Genomic DNA, 16703 nt, shown 5'->3' with positions numbered 1-16703 from the left:
CTTCGGGAGACTAGCGGTGCAGGTCACGGATCCCGGCGAGCAACGTTGGCGCCAGATCCGGTAGGGAGACAAGGATATCCGGCAACGAGGGGTCCGCCTGGTTGTAGGTCAGCGGCGTGCCGTCGATCCGGCTGGCGTGGGCCCCCGCCGCGAGCGCGACGGCGACCGGTGCGGCCGAGTCCCACTCGTACTGGCCGCCCGCGTGGACGTACGCCTCGACCTCGCCGGTGAGCACAGCGGAGATCTTGGCGCCGGCCGAGCCGATCGGCACGAGGTCGGCCCCGACGAGGTGGGCGAGCTTCTGCACGAACTCCGGCGGCCGGCTGCGGCTGACCGCGATCCGGAAACGCTCTCCCGCGCCCGGCCCCGCCGGGAGGACGGGCGGCTTGGCGGTCGTGAGCGTACGGCCCTGCGCCGGGAGCGCCACGGCACCGGCCGTCAGCGCCGCGCCGGCCGTCACCGGCCCAAGCTCCGTAACCGGCCCGGGCCCCGTCAGCGATCCAGGATCCGTCAGCGATCCCTGCGATCCGCGCTCCGCGGGCACCCGCTCCCACAGGGCGACGTGAACCGCCCAGTCGGACCGGCCGGGCTCGCCGAACTCGCGAGTGCCGTCGAGCGGGTCGATGATCCACACTCTCTCGGCGGCCAGGCGCCTCGGGTCCATCCGCTCCTCGCGGGTGGCCTCCTCGGACAGCACGGCGTCGCTCGGCCGGAGGCGTTCCAGCGCTTCGACCAGGAAGCGGTGCGCCGCCCGGTCACCGGCGTCCTTCAACGCCTGACGGTCGTCGAAGCCGTATCGGGCGCGAAGCTCGAGCAGCCGCTCCCCCGCCTCCGTGGCCAGGTCCCCAGCGAGGGAATGGTCGTCCCGTATCGTCATTCAGTAAGCTCCCGCCCCGCGTGCCACCGCAGACCATGTCTTCCACAGGATCTGCAGATCCAGCATGAGAGACCAGTTCTCGACATAACGCAGGTCCAACCGTACCGATTCCTCCCACGACAGGTCCGACCGGCCGTTGACCTGCCACAAGCCGGTCATCCCCGGCCGGACGACGAGTCTCCTGCGGACGTCGTCGCCGTACCTCGCGACCTCCTCGGGGAGCGGCGGACGCGGCCCCACGAGCGACATCTGGCCCCGCAGCACGTTGATGAGCTGGGGAAGCTCGTCGAGCGAGTGCCGCCGCAGCCGGCTGCCCAGCGGCGTGACCCTGGGATCCTGGCGGATCTTGAACAGCACGCCGTGGCCGTCGCTGACCAGCTCGACCTTCCGGGCCTCCGCGTCCTGCCGCATGGTGCGGAACTTCAGCATCGTGAACTCCACGCCGTCCTTCCCCACCCGCGTCTGCCGGAACAGCGCCTGCCCGGGGCTCGACGCCCGTACGGCCATCGCGACCACGGCCATCACCGGCGACAGCAGGACGAGCGCGACGCCGGCCACGAGCCGGTCGAAGACGTTCTTGATGAGCTGGCGGACGCCCGCCAGCTCGGGGTGCTCGACGTGCAGCAGCGGGAGCCCGGCGACCGGCCGGATCGTCGTCCGGGGGCCCGCCACCTCCATGAGGGCCGGAGCGACCACGAGGTCCGTGCGGGTCCGCTCCAGCCGCCAGGCGAGCCTGCGCAGGGCCGTGCCGTCCAGCTCCGGACAGGCGAGCACCGCCACGGTGTCCGCCCGCGCCTGGCCGACGACGAGCGGCACGTCGGTGAAGTCGCCCAGGACCGGGACCCCCTCGACCTCCTCCCCCGAGGCGTCGTACGGCAGGCAGGCGGCGACGATCTCCATCCCGTGGTAGCGCTCCCGCCGGAACCTGGCGGCCAGCTCGGCGATCCCGGCCGGATGGCCGACCGCCACGACCCTGCGCATGCAGTCCTCGCCCCGCGCCCGCCGCCCGTGTAACCCGCGGCGCAGGCCGTACCGCGCGCAGAGCGTGAACACGGTCACGAGCGGGAGCGCGACCACGACGTAGCCGCGGGCCAGCTCGGTCTTGGTCACGTACGCCGCGATGGCGACTCCCGCCATGAGGGTGAAGCCGCACTGCGCGATCCGGCGGAACTCCTCGGATCCCACGCCGATCAGCCGCGGCTCGTAGGCCCGGTTGAGACCGACCACCCCCACCCAGAGCACCGGAAGAGCACCGCTCAGCACCACGTACGGCATGACATACGGAGTAAGGTCGCCAAACCGCAGGAAAATGGCGACAACCCCGGCGAGGAGGGCACAAACCATGTCGCAGACGGCCGCGTGGACGCGATATCGCGCAGCCCAGCGTGGCGGCCGCGGGGTCGGGTGCGCGGGCGACTCTCGCGACCTGCCGACGGCGACCGCCGACACCTCGCCGTCCAGCACGCACGCCTCCATGCTCGTCGCAGCATCGGCCGCTTCACGTTGTAGCCGTGTCGGCACTGACAGTGAGGGAATGCTAGCGGCCACGTGGCCGGGCTTCGAGGAGAATCCGTGAAAGCCGAAACCTACATATCCGTCGATATCGAGGCCGACGGCCCCATTCCGGGCCCCTATTCCATGGTGAGTCTCGGCATGACGGTCGCCGGGCGGATGGGCGGCAGGAGGTTCGAGAAGGTCGATCCCGAGTCGGCCACGTTCTACGCGGAGCTCAGGCCGATCAGCGACGAGTTCGTGGCCGAGGCGCTAGCGGTGAGCGGGCTCGACCGTGACGCGCTGCTCCGCGAGGGCCGCGACCCCGGCGAGGCCATGGCCGCCGCGTCCGCCTGGATCCGGGAGGTCTGCGGCGGCACGCTGCCGGTGCTGGCCGCGTTCCCGCTGTCCTTCGACTGGATGTGGATGTACTGGTACTTCATGCGCTTCACCGGGGAGTCACCTTTCGGGCATTCCCGGTGCATCGACATCAAGACCCTCTATGCCGCCAAAGCGGGCGTTCCGGTGGCGTGGTCCACCAAACGGCAGATGCCGCGTGACGTGCGATCGACCCGCCACCACACGCACAACGCGCTCGACGACGCGATCGAGCAGGCGGAGCTGTTCCAGAACCTCATGCTCTGGCCGGGCCCCGGCCGTACGGTCACCGAGGCGTCAGCCGGCCCCCAGCCGCCGTCGGAATCCCCGTCGTCATCCGAAACCCCGTCATCCGAAACCCCGTCATCGCAAACCCCGTCCGCGCCGGACATCACGGTGGCAGCTAAAGCCAAGCCTCTGCCGGACGTCGCGGCGTCGGCGGCCGCGCAGGCGGAGGTCAGCGGGGAGGCTTCGCGGGGTTGAGATCGCCGGCGTGGAACCTGTTCTGCGTGGCCTCGAGACCGGCGGTGATGAACGACTCGGCCATGTCGGCCGCCCGGTCCACGAGGAACGGCAGGTCCTTGCGCTCGGCCGTGGCGAAGTCCTTGAGCACGTAGGCCGCCGGGTCCATCCGGCCCGGCGGGCGGCCGATCCCGAAGCGGATCCGAGGGTAGTCCTTCGTCGCCAGCGACTTGGTGATCGACTTGAGCCCGTTGTGGCCGTTGTCCCCGCCGCCCACCTTCGCGCGCAGCGCGCCGTACGGGATGTCCAGCTCGTCGTGGACCACGATGACGCGCTCCGCGGCGACCTTGTAGAAGTCGGCCAGCGCCTTCACGGGGCCGCCGGAAAGGTTCATGTACGACAGGGGCTTGGCGAGCACGACCGGAGCCCCGGCCAGGCGGCCCTCGACGACCTCGGCCCGCGACTTGTGGACCTTGAAGCGCCCGCCGACCCGCGCCGCCAGCTCGTCCAGCACCATGAATCCGGCGTTGTGCCGGTTACCGGCGTATTCCGGCCCGGGGTTACCCAGACCGACCACCAGCCACCGCTCAGCGCTCACGGGCGTGGACATCGCAGTCTCCTCACACGGAGAAGTCCTCCACAGGCCATCCTGCGGAGGACTCTCTCACAAACCGTCCTACTCGGCGGCCTCAGCCGCGGCGGCCTCGCCCTCGCCGGCCTCGGCGGCCTCGCCCTCTTCGGGCAGCTCGGCCGTCGGAGCGCCGATCACGTGCAGGACCAGCGCCTCGGGGTCGCCCGCGAGGGTCGTGCCCGACGGCAGCGCCAGCTCGCCGGCGTGCAGGGCGTAGCCGACGTCCTTGCCGTCGACGTCGACCTCGACGCCGGTCGGGATGTGGGTTGCCTCGGCCTCGACGGACACCGTGACGAGCTGCTGGTCGAGGATCGCGCCGCCGATCACGTCACCGGTGACGGTGACCGGGATCTCGACGGTGACCTTCTCGCCCCGCTTGACCAGGAGCAGGTCGACGTGCTCCAGGAAGCCCTTGATCGGGTCGCGCTGGACGCCCTTCGGCAGCGCGATCTCGTTGATGCCGTCGCCCTGGAGGCGGATCAGCACGTTCGGCGTGCGCAGCGCCAGCAGCAGCTCGTGGCCCGGCAGGGTCAGGTGCTTGGTGTCGGTGCCGTGGCCGTACAGCACAGCGGGAACCTTGTGCTCCCGGCGGATCTTGCGAGCGGCGCCCTTGCCGAACTCCGTGCGGAGCTCAGCGGCGATCTTAACCTCGGACACGGCACATCTCCTAGGGATGACTCGATCGATGGATTGAGCGCTCCCCCTCACCCGCCCTAGCGGAAGGCGTTACGAGCGCAACCCATACAGCCTACCGCCCCCCAGAGTGATCATGCACAATCCGCCGTGATCAGGCACGGATTCCCGCGTACGGCCGGCAGCGTGCGCGCACCTTCAGCGTGATCATGCACATGCATGATCACGATTGCGAAAACCGGACGTCACGGGGCTTCCGGGGAAACCCTGCATGATCATGGCGGCACCACGCGAGCCTTTGTGGTCCGGCCGGGGGACAACTCGGTTACCTGACCGGCTCTTCGACAGGACCTAGCTGTCGCCTTCGAAGAGGCTGGTGACGGAGCCGTCGGTGAAGACCTCGGTGATGGCGCGGGCGATCAGGGGCGCGATCGACATCACGGTGAGGCTGTCGAACCGCTTCTCCTCCGGGATCGGCAGCGTGTTCGTGACGACCACCTCGGAGATCCGCGAGTTCTTCAGGCGATCGACCGCCGGGTCGGAGAACACCGCGTGCGTCGCGGCCACCATCACGTCGGTGGCGCCGTGCTCATAGAGCGCGTCGGCCGCCTTGCAGATCGAGCCACCCGTGTCGATCATGTCGTCGATCAGCACACAGGTCCTGCCGCGCACCTTGCCGACGACCTCGTGGACCTTCACCTGGTTGGCCACCTCGAGGTCGCGCCGCTTGTGGACGAACGCCACCGGCGTGCCGAGCGAGTCGGACCAGCGCTCCGCCAGCCGCACGCGGCCGGTGTCCGGCGACACGATGGTCGTGGTCGCCGGGTCGAGCTTGCCCCTCAGGTAGTTGATCAGGACCGGCATCGCGAACAGGTGGTCCACCGGCCCGTCGAAGAAGCCCTGGATCTGCGAGGTGTGCAGGTCGATCGACATCAGCCGGTCGGCCCCGGCCTGCTTGAACATGTCGGCCATCAGCCGGGCGGTGATCGGCTCCCGGCCCCGGCCCTTCTTGTCCTGCCGCGCGTAGCCGTAGAACGGCATGATCACAGTGATCCGCTTGGCGGAGGCCCGCTTGAGGGCATCCACCATGATCAACTGTTCCATGATCCACTTATTGATCGGCGCAGTGTGGCTCTGGATCACGAAGGCGTCGCAGCCGCGCACCGACTCCTCGTAACGCACATAGATCTCGCCGTTGGCGAAGTCGCGCAGCGCCGTGGGCGTGATCTCCACGTCGAGCTCCGCCGCCACCGCGCTCGCCAGCTCGGGGTGCGAGCGCCCGGAGAAGAACATCAGGTTCCGCTCGCCCATGGTCTTGATGCCACTCATGCCGCACTCCTCGACTGCCGAGCCGTCCTGCCGGCCGCTCTGTCCCGGGTCGCCTCGTCCCGCCTACGCGGCACCACGCTGTGCCCCCTTGCTCGCTCGCCCTTGCTCGCTCGCCCGTGCTCGCTCACGGTGTCCTCCTGGCCTGGCCCTCGGGCGCTACGCGGTGTTGCCGCGCCTTGTTCTGTTTCCTGATGTGGCACGGCTAATGCCATGTCATGGCATGCCGTACGCCGGGTGCAACTCCTGGGGGGTGCTCCTCCGGGGATGCTATTCCTGGGTGCTATTCCTGAACTGCCCCCGGGACGGCGTCCTGCTCGGCCGCCGCGGCGCGGGTGGCGGCGTCCGCGGAGGGAGTCCCGGCGCGGCGGCGCGGGACCCACCCTTCGATATTGCGCTGCCGGGCCCGGGCCACCCCCATCGCCCCAGGTGGGACGTCGTCGGTGATGACCGAACCGGCGGCGGTGTAGGCGCCGTCGCCGATCGTCACCGGGGCCACGAGCATGTTGTCACTACCCACGCGGACGTGGTCACCCACGGTCGTGTGGTGCTTGCTGACGCCGTCGTAGTTCACGAAGACACAGGCGGCGCCGATGTTCGAGCCGGTCCCGATCGTGGCGTCGCCGACGTAGGTCAGGTGCGGGACCTTGGACCCCTCGCCGATCGTCGCGTTCTTGGTCTCGACGTACGTGCCGATCTTGCCCTTGCGGCCGAGGACCGTTCCGGGGCGCAGGTAGGCGAACGGGCCCACGGTGGCCTGCGGGCCGATCTCCGCACTCTCGCAGACCGAGTTGCGGACCACGGCGTCCTCGCCGACGACGGTGTCGGTCAGCGTGCTCGCCGGGCCGACCTCGGCTCCGGACGCGATCCTGGTGGACCCGTGGAGCTGGGTGTCGGGGTGGAGCACCACGTCGGGCTCCAGCGTCACCTCGGCGTCGATCCACGTGCTCGCGGGGTCGATGACGGTGACGCCCGCCTTCATGTGCGCCTTGAGGATGCGCTCGTTGAGCACCCGCCGCGCGAAGGCGAGCTGCACGCGGTCGTTGACGCCCTCGACCTCGACGTAGTCGCCGGCGACGTGGGCCCCGACCCGGTGGCCGTCCTCGCGGAGGATGGACAGCACGTCGGTGAGGTACTCCTCGCCCTGGGCGTTGGCCGCGCCGACCCGCTTGACCGCGTCCGCGAGGAGCGACCCGTCGAACGCGTAGACCCCCGAGTTCATCTCCCGGATCGCCCGCTGCTCGGCGTCGGCGTCCTTCTCCTCGACGATCTCCAGCACGGCGCCGCCCTCGTCCCGGATGATCCGGCCGTACCCCGTCGGGTCGGGGACCTCGGCGGTGAGCACGGTGACCGCGTTGCCGTCCTCGGCATGCCGTTCGAGCAGGGCCGCGAGGGTCTCGGTGCGGAGCAGCGGCGTGTCGCCGTACGTCACGAGGACCGTTCCGGTGATGGCGCCGACCGATTCGAGCACGGTGCGGACGGCGTGGCCGGTGCCGTTCTGCTTCTCCTGGACGACCGGCACCGCGTCGGGAGCGGTCGTGCTGAGATGCGCCTCGACCTGCTCGCGGGCGTGGCCGATGACGACGATCAGCCGCTCGGGCTGAAGGTCCCTCGCGGCGGTGAGCATGTGGTCCACGAGGGCGCTACCGCACAGCTCGTGGAGCACTTTGGGGGTTTTCGACTTCATCCGGGTGCCCTCACCTGCGGCGAGGACGATGACGGCGGCCGGGCGCGGCACACTCACGGACTGAGGCTCCCTCGGCGTCGCGACTGAGACGAGTCGGCTTCCGGATCCCACGCGGCCACCACCAGGGCACCGCACGGTCACCCGCTCGACAAGGTGAGCTTACCTTCCACGCCCCAGATCCAATCCAGTCCGGTTGCCCGACCGACTACAGACCAGATTTCGGCACAGCTCCGGCGCCAGGACTCGAACCTGGACAACAGGGACCAAAACCCTGCGGGCTGCCAATTACCCAACGCCGGAAAAACTACGACTCCCGGGACGAATATCCGATAACCGTCCCGGCAGTCTCCACTACCTTACCGGCGAAGGACGCCTCCCGCCGATCGCATAAGCACGCGCGGGACCGGAAGCTACGAAGAGCCTCGTCCAGCCTCGTCCACCATGCGGATTTGCCGGACTCGCGCAGAGCCACCGCCTGGGCGCGGAGGGCTTCCGGCGTGGGGTCTGCCGGGAGGTTCCTGTCACAATCCGAACTGTAGTTTCACTGACTGACAGTTTTCATGTGGTTACTAAGACGGCATGAGGGGCAGACCTCGGTTGCTTACGCATCTCGTGCGGGGAGCCGTACGGGCAGGGCGTGGTGGGCATGAGGCTCTAGCAGATGGCGCACCTTGGAGCAAGGCGTGGATTCGCCACGAGATGTATGCGCGAGCGTCACCTTCCCCACATTCGCTCTCGGGGATTCCTAACTTACGATGGCGTAGGTTACGGTTGCGTAGCCGGACATTCTTCCCAGACCGCGAGGTAGCCCATGACCGTCCTGACCGAACGCCCTGCACCACAGCCCAAGCCGGAATTCGACCCCGAGAAGAAGACCCGGGCTGAGCTGATCACCTTCGGCGTCGTCGTCGGAGCGCCCATCATCGCGCTGTTCCTGGCCGTGCCGTTCGCCTGGGGCTGGGGCCTGGGCTGGACGGACGTCGCGATCGCCTTCGTCTTCTACATGGTCTCAGGGCTGGGCGTCACGGTCGGTCTGCACCGCTATTTCACCCACGGGTCCTTCAAGGCCAACCGGGCCATGAAGATCGCCCTCGGCATCGCCGGCAGCCTCTCGCTGGAGATGTCCGTGCTCGACTGGGTCGCCACCCATCGCAAGCACCACAAGTTCTCCGACAAGGAGGGCGACCCGCACTCGCCGTGGCGCTTCGGCACCGGCTTCAAGGCCCTCTCCAAGGGTCTTCTCTACGCGCACATGGGCTGGCTCTTCGAGACCGAGCGGACGAACCGGGAGAAGTACGCCCCGGACCTGGTCAAGGACCCGGACGTCATGAAGCTCCACAAGTGGTTCCCCACTCTGGCGATCACCTCCATGGTGCTGCCGGCCGTCCTGGGCGGGCTGCTGACCTGGTCGTGGCAGGGCGCGGTGACCGCGTTCTTCTGGGGCACGGTCGTCCGCATCGGCCTGCTGCACCACGTCACCTGGTCGATCAACTCCATCTGCCACGTCTTCGGCGACGAGGCGTTCGAGGTCCGTGACAAGTCCCGCAACGTCTGGTGGCTGGCCATCCCGTCCTTCGGTGAGTCCTGGCACAACCTGCACCACTCCGACCCGACCTGCGCGCGGCACGGCGTGCTCAAGGGCCAGATCGACCTCAGCGCGGGCCTGATCCGCTGGTTCGAGAAGGCCGGCTGGGTCTACGACGTGCGGTGGCCGAATCCGGAGCGTCTGGCGGCGAAGCGACTTGGCTGACCCCGCCGGAGCGGACGGGTGGGCCGCCGTCAATCACCCGGCGGCCCTGACCCCCTCACACTTATCGCAGGTCGGAAGCGATTCCGACACCCGTACGGCTACCGCCGCGCCTCTCACCAGGGCGTCGGCGGTCGCCGTACAGGCGCGTAAGGCGCCCGCGACTCGGGCGAAAGCCGTACCGGACTCGGGCGACACGCGCAGAGAGGCCATGATTGAAGCCGTGAGCGAGTCCTCCCGATCCCGAAGACGCATGACCGGCGCGGAGCGGCGCGAACAGCTGATCCAGATCGGCCGCGCGCTTTTCGCGGAGAAGGGTTTCGACGGCACGTCGGTCGAGGAGATCGCGGCGAGCGCCAAGGTCTCCAAGCCCGTCGTCTACGAGCACTTCGGCGGCAAGGAAGGCATCTACGCGGTCGTCATCGACCGGGAGATGCAGCGGCTGCTGAGCCTCGTCACGCAGGCGCTGTCGGCCACGCACGCGCTGGTGAAGCTGGAGCGGGCCGCGCTGGCCCTCCTGCAGTACATCGAGGAGAGCAGCGAGGGCTTCCGCATCCTGGTGCGCGACTCGCACGCGGCCTCGGGCACCGGCACGTTCGCCAGCCTCATCAGCGACATCGCCAGTCAGGTCGAGGACGTGCTCGCCGACGAGTTCAAGGACCGCGGCTACGACCCGAAGCTGGCGCCGATGTACGCCCAGATGCTCGTCGGGATGACGGCGCTGACCGGCCAGTGGTGGCTCGACGTGCGCAAGCCGCGCCGCGAGGAGGTCGCCGCCCACCTCGTCAACCTGTCCTGGAACGGTCTGACGGGTCTCAACCCCAACCCCGGCCTGACCGCCGCGTCCCGCGGCCTGGTCCTCGCCCCTTCGGCGGAGGCCCGTACGGCCCGGCCCACGGAGCGGGAGCTGAAGGAGCTGGAGAAGGCCCGCGAGCGTGAGCTCAAGGAGCAGGAGAAGGTCCGGCGCGAGCAGGAGAAGGCGCGGGAACGCGAGCTGCGCGAGTTGGAGAAGGCCCGCGAGCGTGAGCTCAAGGAGCAGCAGAAGGCCCAGCGCGAGCAGGAGAAGCTGCGCGAGCGTGAGCTGAGGGAGCAGGAGAGGGCCCGCGAGCGCCAGGAGCGGGAGCTCAGGGAGCGGAGGGAGCGCGAGCTCAAGGAGCAGGAGAAACAGCGGGAACGGGAGGAACGGGAGAGGCAGAGCACGGCGGCCGAGCAGGTCGAAACCGGCTCAGATCGGTCGAACTGACGTTTTCGTTGAGGGGAAGTTAACGTTCCGTTCAACAACTTAGGGCATATTTCGTTATATGTCGGCCGAAACCTCCCCTGTCGCTGAATCCGAGGATGTCACCCCGCCCGAGGACGCTCCCTTGCCCCAGGATCGATTCCTCAACCGGGAGGAGAGCTGGCTCCAGTTCAACGAGCGCGTGCTGGAGCTGGCTGAGGACCCGTCGGTTCCCCTGCTCGAAAGGGTGCGGTTCCTCGCCATCTTCGCCAGCAACCTGGACGAGTTCTTCCGGGTGCGGGTGGCCGGTCTCAAGCGGCGGATGGCGACCGGCCTCCTGCTGCGGACCAAGAGCGGCCTGAAGCCCAGCGAGGAGCTGGCGAGGATGGCCTCGATCGCCGACGAACTGGCGCGCAGGCACGCCTCCGTGTTCCACGATCAGATGCTCCCGCAGCTCGCCGAGGAGGGGATCGCGATCGTCCGCTGGGACGATCTCGGCCGGGACGAGCGGATGGCGCTGCGCAAGCTGTTCCGGGAGCGGATCCGGCCGGTTCTCACCCCGCTGGCGGTGGACCCGGCTCACCCGTTCCCGTACATCTCCGGGCTCTCCCTGAACCTGGCCGTCACCGTCCGCAACCCGGCCAACGGCCACACGGTCTTCGCGCGGGTGAAGGTGCCCTCGCAGCTTCCGAGGTTCGTGACCGCGTCCAAGGACCGGTTCGTGCCGCTGGAGGACGTCATCGCCGCCCATCTGGGCGAGTTGTTCAAGGGCATGGAGGTCGTCCAGCACCACGTCTTCCGGGTGACGCGAAACGAGGACCTGGAGGTCGACGAGGACGTCACCGAGAACCTGATGCAGGCCCTGGAGCGCGAGCTGCTGAGGAGGCGGTTCGGGCCCCCCGTCCGGCTTGAGGTCGAGGACACCATCACTCCCGAGGTGCTCGAACTGCTGGTCGACGAGCTGGGGGTGGCCGAGCACGAGATCTACCGGCTGCCCGGGCCGCTCGACCTGACCGGGCTGCACGCGATCGCCGATCTCGACCGGAGCGAGCTCCACTACCGCGCCTTCGTGCCCGCGGAGGCGATCAGCGCCGAAGACGACCTCTTCACCACGCTGCGGGAGCGGGACATCCTGCTGCACCACCCGTACGACTCGTTCGCCACGAGCGTGCAGCGGTTCGTCGAGGAGGCGGCGGCCGATCCCGACGTGCTCGCGATCAAGCAGACGCTCTACCGGACCAGCGGCGACTCCCCGATCGTCGACGCCCTGATCGACGCGGCCGAAGCCGGCAAGCAGGTCGTCGTCGTGGTGGAGATCAAGGCGAGGTTCGACGAGCACGCGAACATCTCCTGGGCGCGCAAGCTGGAGAAGGCCGGCTGCCATGTGGTGTACGGCGTGCTGGGCCTGAAGACGCACAGCAAGCTGGCCCTGGTGGTCAGGCAGGAGGCCGGCGGCGAGCTGCGGAGCTACTGCCACATAGGCACCGGTAACTACAACCCCAAGACCGCCCGGCACTACGAGGACTTCGGCCTGCTCACGGCGGACCCACAGGTCGGTGAGGACGTCACCGACCTGTTCATCCACCTCACCGGATACTCCAACCAGGCCGACTACCGCAGGCTGCTGGTGGCGCCGACCTCGCTCAGGCAGGGGTTGCTGGCCAGGATCGAGCGGGAGATCGAACACCACCGGGCGGGTCGCAAGGGACGGATCCGCATCAAGACGAACTCGATGGTGGACGAGCCGATCATCGACGCGTTGTACCGGGCGTCCCAGGCCGGGGTGCCCGTCGATCTCTGGGTCCGGGGCATCTGTGCCCTTCGACCGGGAATTCCAGGTTTGTCGGAGACGATCCGGGTCAGGAGCATCCTTGGCCGGTTCCTGGAGCACTCCCGGGTGTTCGAGTTCGGTGGGGGCCGGCGGTCGGAGATATGGATCGGGAGCGCCGACCTCATGCGCCGCAATCTGGACCGACGCGTCGAGGCGCTGGTGAAGGTGACCAGCGCCCAGCAGCGGGAGTACCTGTCCGACCTCCTCGACGTCGCCATGAACGACACCACGACGGCGTGGACGCTGAACTCCGACGGCAAGTGGGTGCGCCAGCGGGGTGAGGTCGACCTCCAGCACCACCTCATCGCGACCCGCCGATGGCGGACCGTGGACGACTCGACGACGCTTGACTGAGGGATGCCGATGATCGAGCCCCAGGTTCGACCGACCGACATGATCCGCGCGGCAGGGGCCGTGGTCTGGCGCGGCGACGAGACCGACCCCGAGGTCGCGCTGATCCACCGGCCGAAGTACGACGACTGGAGCTTCCCCAAGGGCAAGCTCAAGCCAGGCGAGCACGTGATCTCCGCGGCACTGCGCGAGGTGACGGAGGAAACGGGCCTCGATGTGGTGCTGGGCCGCTGCCTGCCGCCGATCCACTACCTGAAGGACGGCCGCCTCAAGCGGGTGGACTACTGGGCGGCGCGGGCTGTCGACACCACTGACGCCGGAGGCGACGTCACTGCCGTCGACGAGGTGGACGAGGTCGTCTGGCTCCCACTGGAGAAGGCCAGGCGGCTGCTGACCTACGAGTGGGACGCGGGCCTCCTGCGCGCCCTCACCGCCGCGCCGCTCGTCACCACCCCATTGATCTTCGTACGGCACGGCCTGGCCGGCTCGCGGCAGGAGTGGAAGGGCGACGACGACCGCCGTCCTCTCGACGAGGGCGGCGTGGCCCAGGCGGAGACGCTCGCCGGCGCCCTGCACGGCTACCGCCCCGCCACGCTGGTCAGCTCACACAGCAAACGCTGCACGCAGACGCTCAAGCCGTACGCCACCGGCCACAGGCTGGAGATCCGCAAGGAGCAGTCGCTGTCCGAGAGCGGCTATGACGCCAAAGACGCGGACAAACTGGTGCGCAAGCTCTTCGACTCGGGCGAGGCGGCGGTGGTGTGCAGCCACGGCAAGGTCCTGCCCGAGCTGCTCACGATGGCCCTGGAGGGCCGGCTGGACACCCTCCCGGCCGACCTGCACCTCCAGAAGGGCGCCTTCGCCGTGCTCAACCGGGTGGGCGGCCGGGTCGTCAACGTGGAGCGTTACATCACCTGAGGCATCACGCACGCGACCCTCACGAGACGGCCGGTCACGTGGTGATCAGGCCAGCGTGGCCCACACCCCGGGGAACTCCTCGTGGGCCCGCTCGGCGTCCGCGCGCTCCAGGCCGACGAGGACGCCGTAGGTGAAGGTGTCCTCGCCCGCCTGCCGCGCGGCCTCGGCCTCCTGCGCGAGGACCTCCTGCGCCACCACGCCGTCCTGGTGCCTGCCCAGCACCTCCTGCACGGTCGCCGCCCGCTTGGCCGCCTCCGGCAGGCCGACCGCCTCCGCGGTGTAACGGGCGCGCTTCGCGGCCTTGCGGACGTCGTGCATCGCGATCTCGCGCTGCTCGGCGTCGTCCATCCGGCGCGCGGCGTCGTAGGTGTCCGCCACCCGCTTCCAGCCCTTGTCCGCGATTTTCTCCAGCGTCTTGGCGGCGTCCTTGCCGGCGAGCGGGGTCAGCGGCGGGTCCGCCACCAGCCTGTCGAGCCCGTCCAGCAGCGCGAAGTAGCGGTCGCCGCTGAGAGCCTGGCGGATCCGGCCGTACGCGTCGTGCTCGCGGGCCAGGAGGTCGTCCCCCAGGCGCCGGCGGACGGGCCCGACGACCAGTGACGGGTCGAGGCCGTCGAGGCGGCCGGCGAACCTCTCCCGGATGACCTCCAGGTCGCGGGCCTCTCCGAGGACCTCGCCGAGCCACTTCAGCTCCTGCTGGAGGTCGTCGGTGCCGGTGACGAGGGACTTGAACGCCTTGAGCGCGCTCCGGAGGCGGCGGCTCGCGACCCTGGCCTGGTGGACGGCGTCCTCCTCGGCCCGCCGCACTCGCGGGTCCTGCGCGGTCAGCGCGTCGACCTGCTTCCTGAGGTAGCCCGCGACGACCGCTCCGGCCGACCCGGTGGCGGGCTCGGCGACCTGCCGCGCGGGAATGTCGCCGAGGAGGCGGGCCAGCTTGCTGGCCGAGCCCGAGGGGGACGCGCCGGCCTTGCGCAGCCGCTTCCCGACGCGCCGGAGCATGTCCTCGTCGCCGTCCTTGAGCTCGGCCTCGACCTCGCGCCAGCGATGGACTGTGGGCTCCTCGCCGAACACCGTGCCCTTGACGCGGTCGTCGGCGATCTCCACGAGCAGGTCGCCACCGTCGCCGAGGAGCCTGGTGACGCCACGCCGGGTTTCGAGCTGGGCGACCGGGGCCAGCCGGGCGCCCCGGGTGTAGGCGAGAACCAGATCGGCGAGCTCCGGCGGGACGACCTTGGCGCTGCGGGTCAGCGGCAGGGTGATCTCCTGGCGTGCCCCCTTGGCCTTGGGCAGCTTGAGATGCCAGCCGTCGTCGTCCCCGCCGCGCCTGCGGCGCAGGGTGATGCCACGGGCGGCCAGCCGCAGGTCCGAGGTGTCGAAGTACTGCGCCACGAGCCGGTGGCTGAGCGGCTCGGCGACCTCGGCGCAGCCTCGCACGTCGCTCAGGTCCGGTACGGCGAACTCCGCCGGCACGTCGAACTTGTCCTCGATCTCGATCGGCACTAGGCCCCCAAAATGAGCGAATTGCGACCATTTCGTGGCCATAATGCCACTAGAAGGTAAACAAACCCCTCCCCGCGTGATCATGCACAGGTTCCGCCGTCGCCCACCGAGCTGCGCCAGCGCCTGTGGTGATCATGCACGGATTCCCCCCGGCCCCGCATGACCTGCTCAAACGCCTCTCGTGATCATGCGCATGCGACACCTCAGAGATGAGCGACGACGAAGATCCTCCGGAAGGGGAACGCCGTGCCGTACGGCTCGCGCGGGTAGGCCTCGCCGAGGACGCGCGCGCAGTCGGCGAGGAAGGCCACCTGGCGGTCCGGGGAGAGACGGCCGAGCATGGGCCGCAGGGCGGTGCCCTTGACCCAGTTGAGCACGGCGTTCTCCCCCGGCAGGACGTGGACGTAGGTGGTCTCCCAGGCGTCCACCGCGCAGCCGAGGGCGACGAGCCGGCGCAAATAGTCCACCGGCTCCCCCACCGGGGCGTCCCTGGCGAGGTCGCCCAGCTCATCCCGCCATTTCGTACGGCACAGCTCGCGGATGAGCGCGTGGCTGGGCGAATGGAAGTTGCCCGGCACCTGGAACGCCAGCCAGCCTTCCGGCTCCAGGTAGCCGACCCAGCGGTCGAGCAGGTCGCGGTGCTCGGGCACCCACTGGAGGGCGGCGTTGGAGACGATCACATCCACGGGCCGTGGGGGCCGCCAGTCCCGCAGGTCCCCCACCTCGAAGGCCGGCCCTGGCGGCGCCTTCTCGATCATGGCCGGCGAGGAGTCGACGCCACGCACGGTGGCCGCGGGCCAGCGGCGGCACAACGTCGCGGTGAGCTCCCCCGTGCCGCAACCGAGGTCCACGACGGATCGGGGGGCGGCGGGGTTCACCCGCGCGATCAGGTCGAAGAACGGGCGGGAGCGCTCGCCGGCGTACCTCTCATAGACCGCCGGATCCCAGATGTCGCGCTTCATCGCTCCTCCGCGAGGTGGATATCTTGATATCGGGCAGGATATCTCGATGTCAAGACAGCTAGACTCTGCCCATGACGCACGTCGAGGACTCCAGGCAGGTCGAGGATGAGGTGGACCGGCTGGTCGCGGCGTGGCGACAGGAGCGTCCCGACCTGGACGTGACTCCACTGGAGGTGCTGAGCCGGGTTTCACGGCTGGGCAGGCACCTGGAACGGGAGCGCCGCGCCGCCTTCGCCGATCAGGGCGTCGAGTCATGGGAGTTCGACGTGCTGACGGCCCTGCGCCGGGCCGGCGAGCCGTACGAGCTGAGCCCCGGAACGCTGCTTCGGGCCACTCTGGTCACGTCGGGCACGATGACCAACCGGATCGACAGGCTCGCCGCGGCCGGGCTCGTGACGCGGCGGCCCGACCCCGAGGACCGGCGCGGAGTGCTGGTCCGCCTGACCCCCGCCGGACTGCAACGGGTCGACGCCGCCTTCACGGATCTGCTGCGACGCGAGCGCGAGCTGCTGGCCGGCTTGGAACAGCATGAGCAGCAGGCCCTCGCCGGCCTGCTGCGCACGCTGCTCGTCCCTTTTGACGCCGCCGACAGCGGAGTGCAGTAGCGGCTACCCCGGCGATCGGCGCTCTAACACGGCAGTCTCAGACGTGGTCACCCGGGCTTCCGGTTTCACGTCGGCGATGTGATTTACA

14 protein-coding genes and 1 tRNA gene are annotated in these 16703 nt (G+C 69.4%); 6 read left to right on the top strand and 9 right to left on the bottom strand.

What is annotated here, in order from left to right:
* Nucleotides 1-10: 10 nt before the first annotated feature.
* Nucleotides 11-877 carry an inositol monophosphatase family protein gene (locus ABH927_RS13415; protein WP_370021352.1) on the bottom strand — a complete coding sequence of 289 codons (867 nt, stop codon included), beginning with the start codon at nucleotides 875-877 and terminating at the stop codon, nucleotides 11-13.
* Entirely contained in the window at nucleotides 878-2341 is a 1464-nt protein-coding gene (locus ABH927_RS13410; RefSeq protein ID WP_370021350.1) for a sugar transferase, read from the bottom strand.
* A 108-nt stretch (nucleotides 2342-2449) separates the two neighbouring features.
* On the opposite strand from ABH927_RS13410, the gene ABH927_RS13405 reads away from it, so the two are divergent.
* Entirely contained in the window at nucleotides 2450-3229 is a 780-nt protein-coding gene (locus ABH927_RS13405) for a hypothetical protein (RefSeq protein WP_370021349.1), read from the top strand.
* On the opposite strand, the gene pth is transcribed toward ABH927_RS13405, so the two are convergent.
* The 5 genes from pth to ABH927_RS13380 form a co-directional block, all read right to left on the bottom strand.
* Entirely contained in the window at nucleotides 3204-3818 is a 615-nt protein-coding gene (pth, locus tag ABH927_RS13400) for an aminoacyl-tRNA hydrolase (RefSeq protein ID WP_370021347.1), read from the bottom strand. The genes ABH927_RS13405 and pth overlap by 26 nt on opposite strands.
* A 66-nt stretch (nucleotides 3819-3884) precedes the next feature.
* Complete coding sequence (locus ABH927_RS13395; RefSeq protein WP_370021346.1) at nucleotides 3885-4496, bottom strand: 50S ribosomal protein L25/general stress protein Ctc; 612 nt, start codon at nucleotides 4494-4496, stop codon at nucleotides 3885-3887.
* Nucleotides 4497-4823: 327 nt separating this feature from the next.
* On the bottom strand, nucleotides 4824-5801 hold the full coding sequence (locus tag ABH927_RS13390) for a ribose-phosphate diphosphokinase (RefSeq protein ID WP_370021345.1): 978 nt from the start codon (nucleotides 5799-5801) through the stop codon (nucleotides 4824-4826).
* Between the two features lie 280 nt (nucleotides 5802-6081).
* Nucleotides 6082-7542, bottom strand: a complete 1461-nt coding sequence (glmU, locus tag ABH927_RS13385; RefSeq protein ID WP_370021343.1) for a bifunctional UDP-N-acetylglucosamine diphosphorylase/glucosamine-1-phosphate N-acetyltransferase GlmU — start codon at nucleotides 7540-7542, stop codon at nucleotides 6082-6084.
* Nucleotides 7543-7713: 171 nt separating this feature from the next.
* Nucleotides 7714-7785, bottom strand: a tRNA-Gln gene (locus ABH927_RS13380).
* A 511-nt stretch (nucleotides 7786-8296) separates the two neighbouring features.
* On the opposite strand from ABH927_RS13380, the gene ABH927_RS13375 reads away from it, so the two are divergent.
* The 4 genes from ABH927_RS13375 (at nucleotide 8297) to ABH927_RS13360 (ending at nucleotide 13551) form a co-directional block, all read left to right on the top strand.
* The gene (locus ABH927_RS13375) at nucleotides 8297-9235 is read left to right on the top strand and encodes an acyl-CoA desaturase (RefSeq protein ID WP_370021341.1); all 939 of its coding nucleotides are present in this window, start codon (nucleotides 8297-8299) and stop codon (nucleotides 9233-9235) included.
* 220 nt (nucleotides 9236-9455) lie between these two features.
* Nucleotides 9456-10475: a TetR family transcriptional regulator gene (locus tag ABH927_RS13370; RefSeq protein ID WP_370021340.1), complete on the top strand. Its 1020-nt coding sequence runs from the start codon at nucleotides 9456-9458 to the stop codon at nucleotides 10473-10475.
* 58 nt (nucleotides 10476-10533) lie between these two features.
* Nucleotides 10534-12636 carry an RNA degradosome polyphosphate kinase gene (locus tag ABH927_RS13365; RefSeq protein WP_370021338.1) on the top strand — a complete coding sequence of 701 codons (2103 nt, stop codon included), beginning with the start codon at nucleotides 10534-10536 and terminating at the stop codon, nucleotides 12634-12636.
* A gap of 9 nt (nucleotides 12637-12645) precedes the next feature.
* Entirely contained in the window at nucleotides 12646-13551 is a 906-nt protein-coding gene (locus tag ABH927_RS13360; RefSeq protein ID WP_370021336.1) for an NUDIX domain-containing protein, read from the top strand.
* Between the two features lie 45 nt (nucleotides 13552-13596).
* Here ABH927_RS13360 and ABH927_RS13355 read toward each other — a convergent pair whose 3' ends face one another.
* Nucleotides 13597-15048 carry a CHAD domain-containing protein gene (locus ABH927_RS13355; RefSeq protein WP_370021334.1) on the bottom strand — a complete coding sequence of 484 codons (1452 nt, stop codon included), beginning with the start codon at nucleotides 15046-15048 and terminating at the stop codon, nucleotides 13597-13599.
* A 203-nt stretch (nucleotides 15049-15251) separates the two neighbouring features.
* Nucleotides 15252-16010, bottom strand: a complete 759-nt coding sequence (locus ABH927_RS13350) for a trans-aconitate 2-methyltransferase (RefSeq protein ID WP_370021332.1) — start codon at nucleotides 16008-16010, stop codon at nucleotides 15252-15254.
* Between the two features lie 71 nt (nucleotides 16011-16081).
* Between ABH927_RS13350 and ABH927_RS13345 the strand changes: the two genes are divergently transcribed.
* Nucleotides 16082-16615 carry a MarR family winged helix-turn-helix transcriptional regulator gene (locus tag ABH927_RS13345; protein ID WP_370021331.1) on the top strand — a complete coding sequence of 178 codons (534 nt, stop codon included), beginning with the start codon at nucleotides 16082-16084 and terminating at the stop codon, nucleotides 16613-16615.
* The last annotated feature ends 88 nt before the right edge of the window (nucleotides 16616-16703 follow it).

It is taken from the genome of Planotetraspora sp. GP83 (assembly GCF_041262585.1).
Lineage (GTDB): Bacteria > Actinomycetota > Actinomycetes > Streptosporangiales > Streptosporangiaceae > JAOEGB01.
This window is presented reverse-complemented; position numbering and strand designations above follow the sequence as displayed.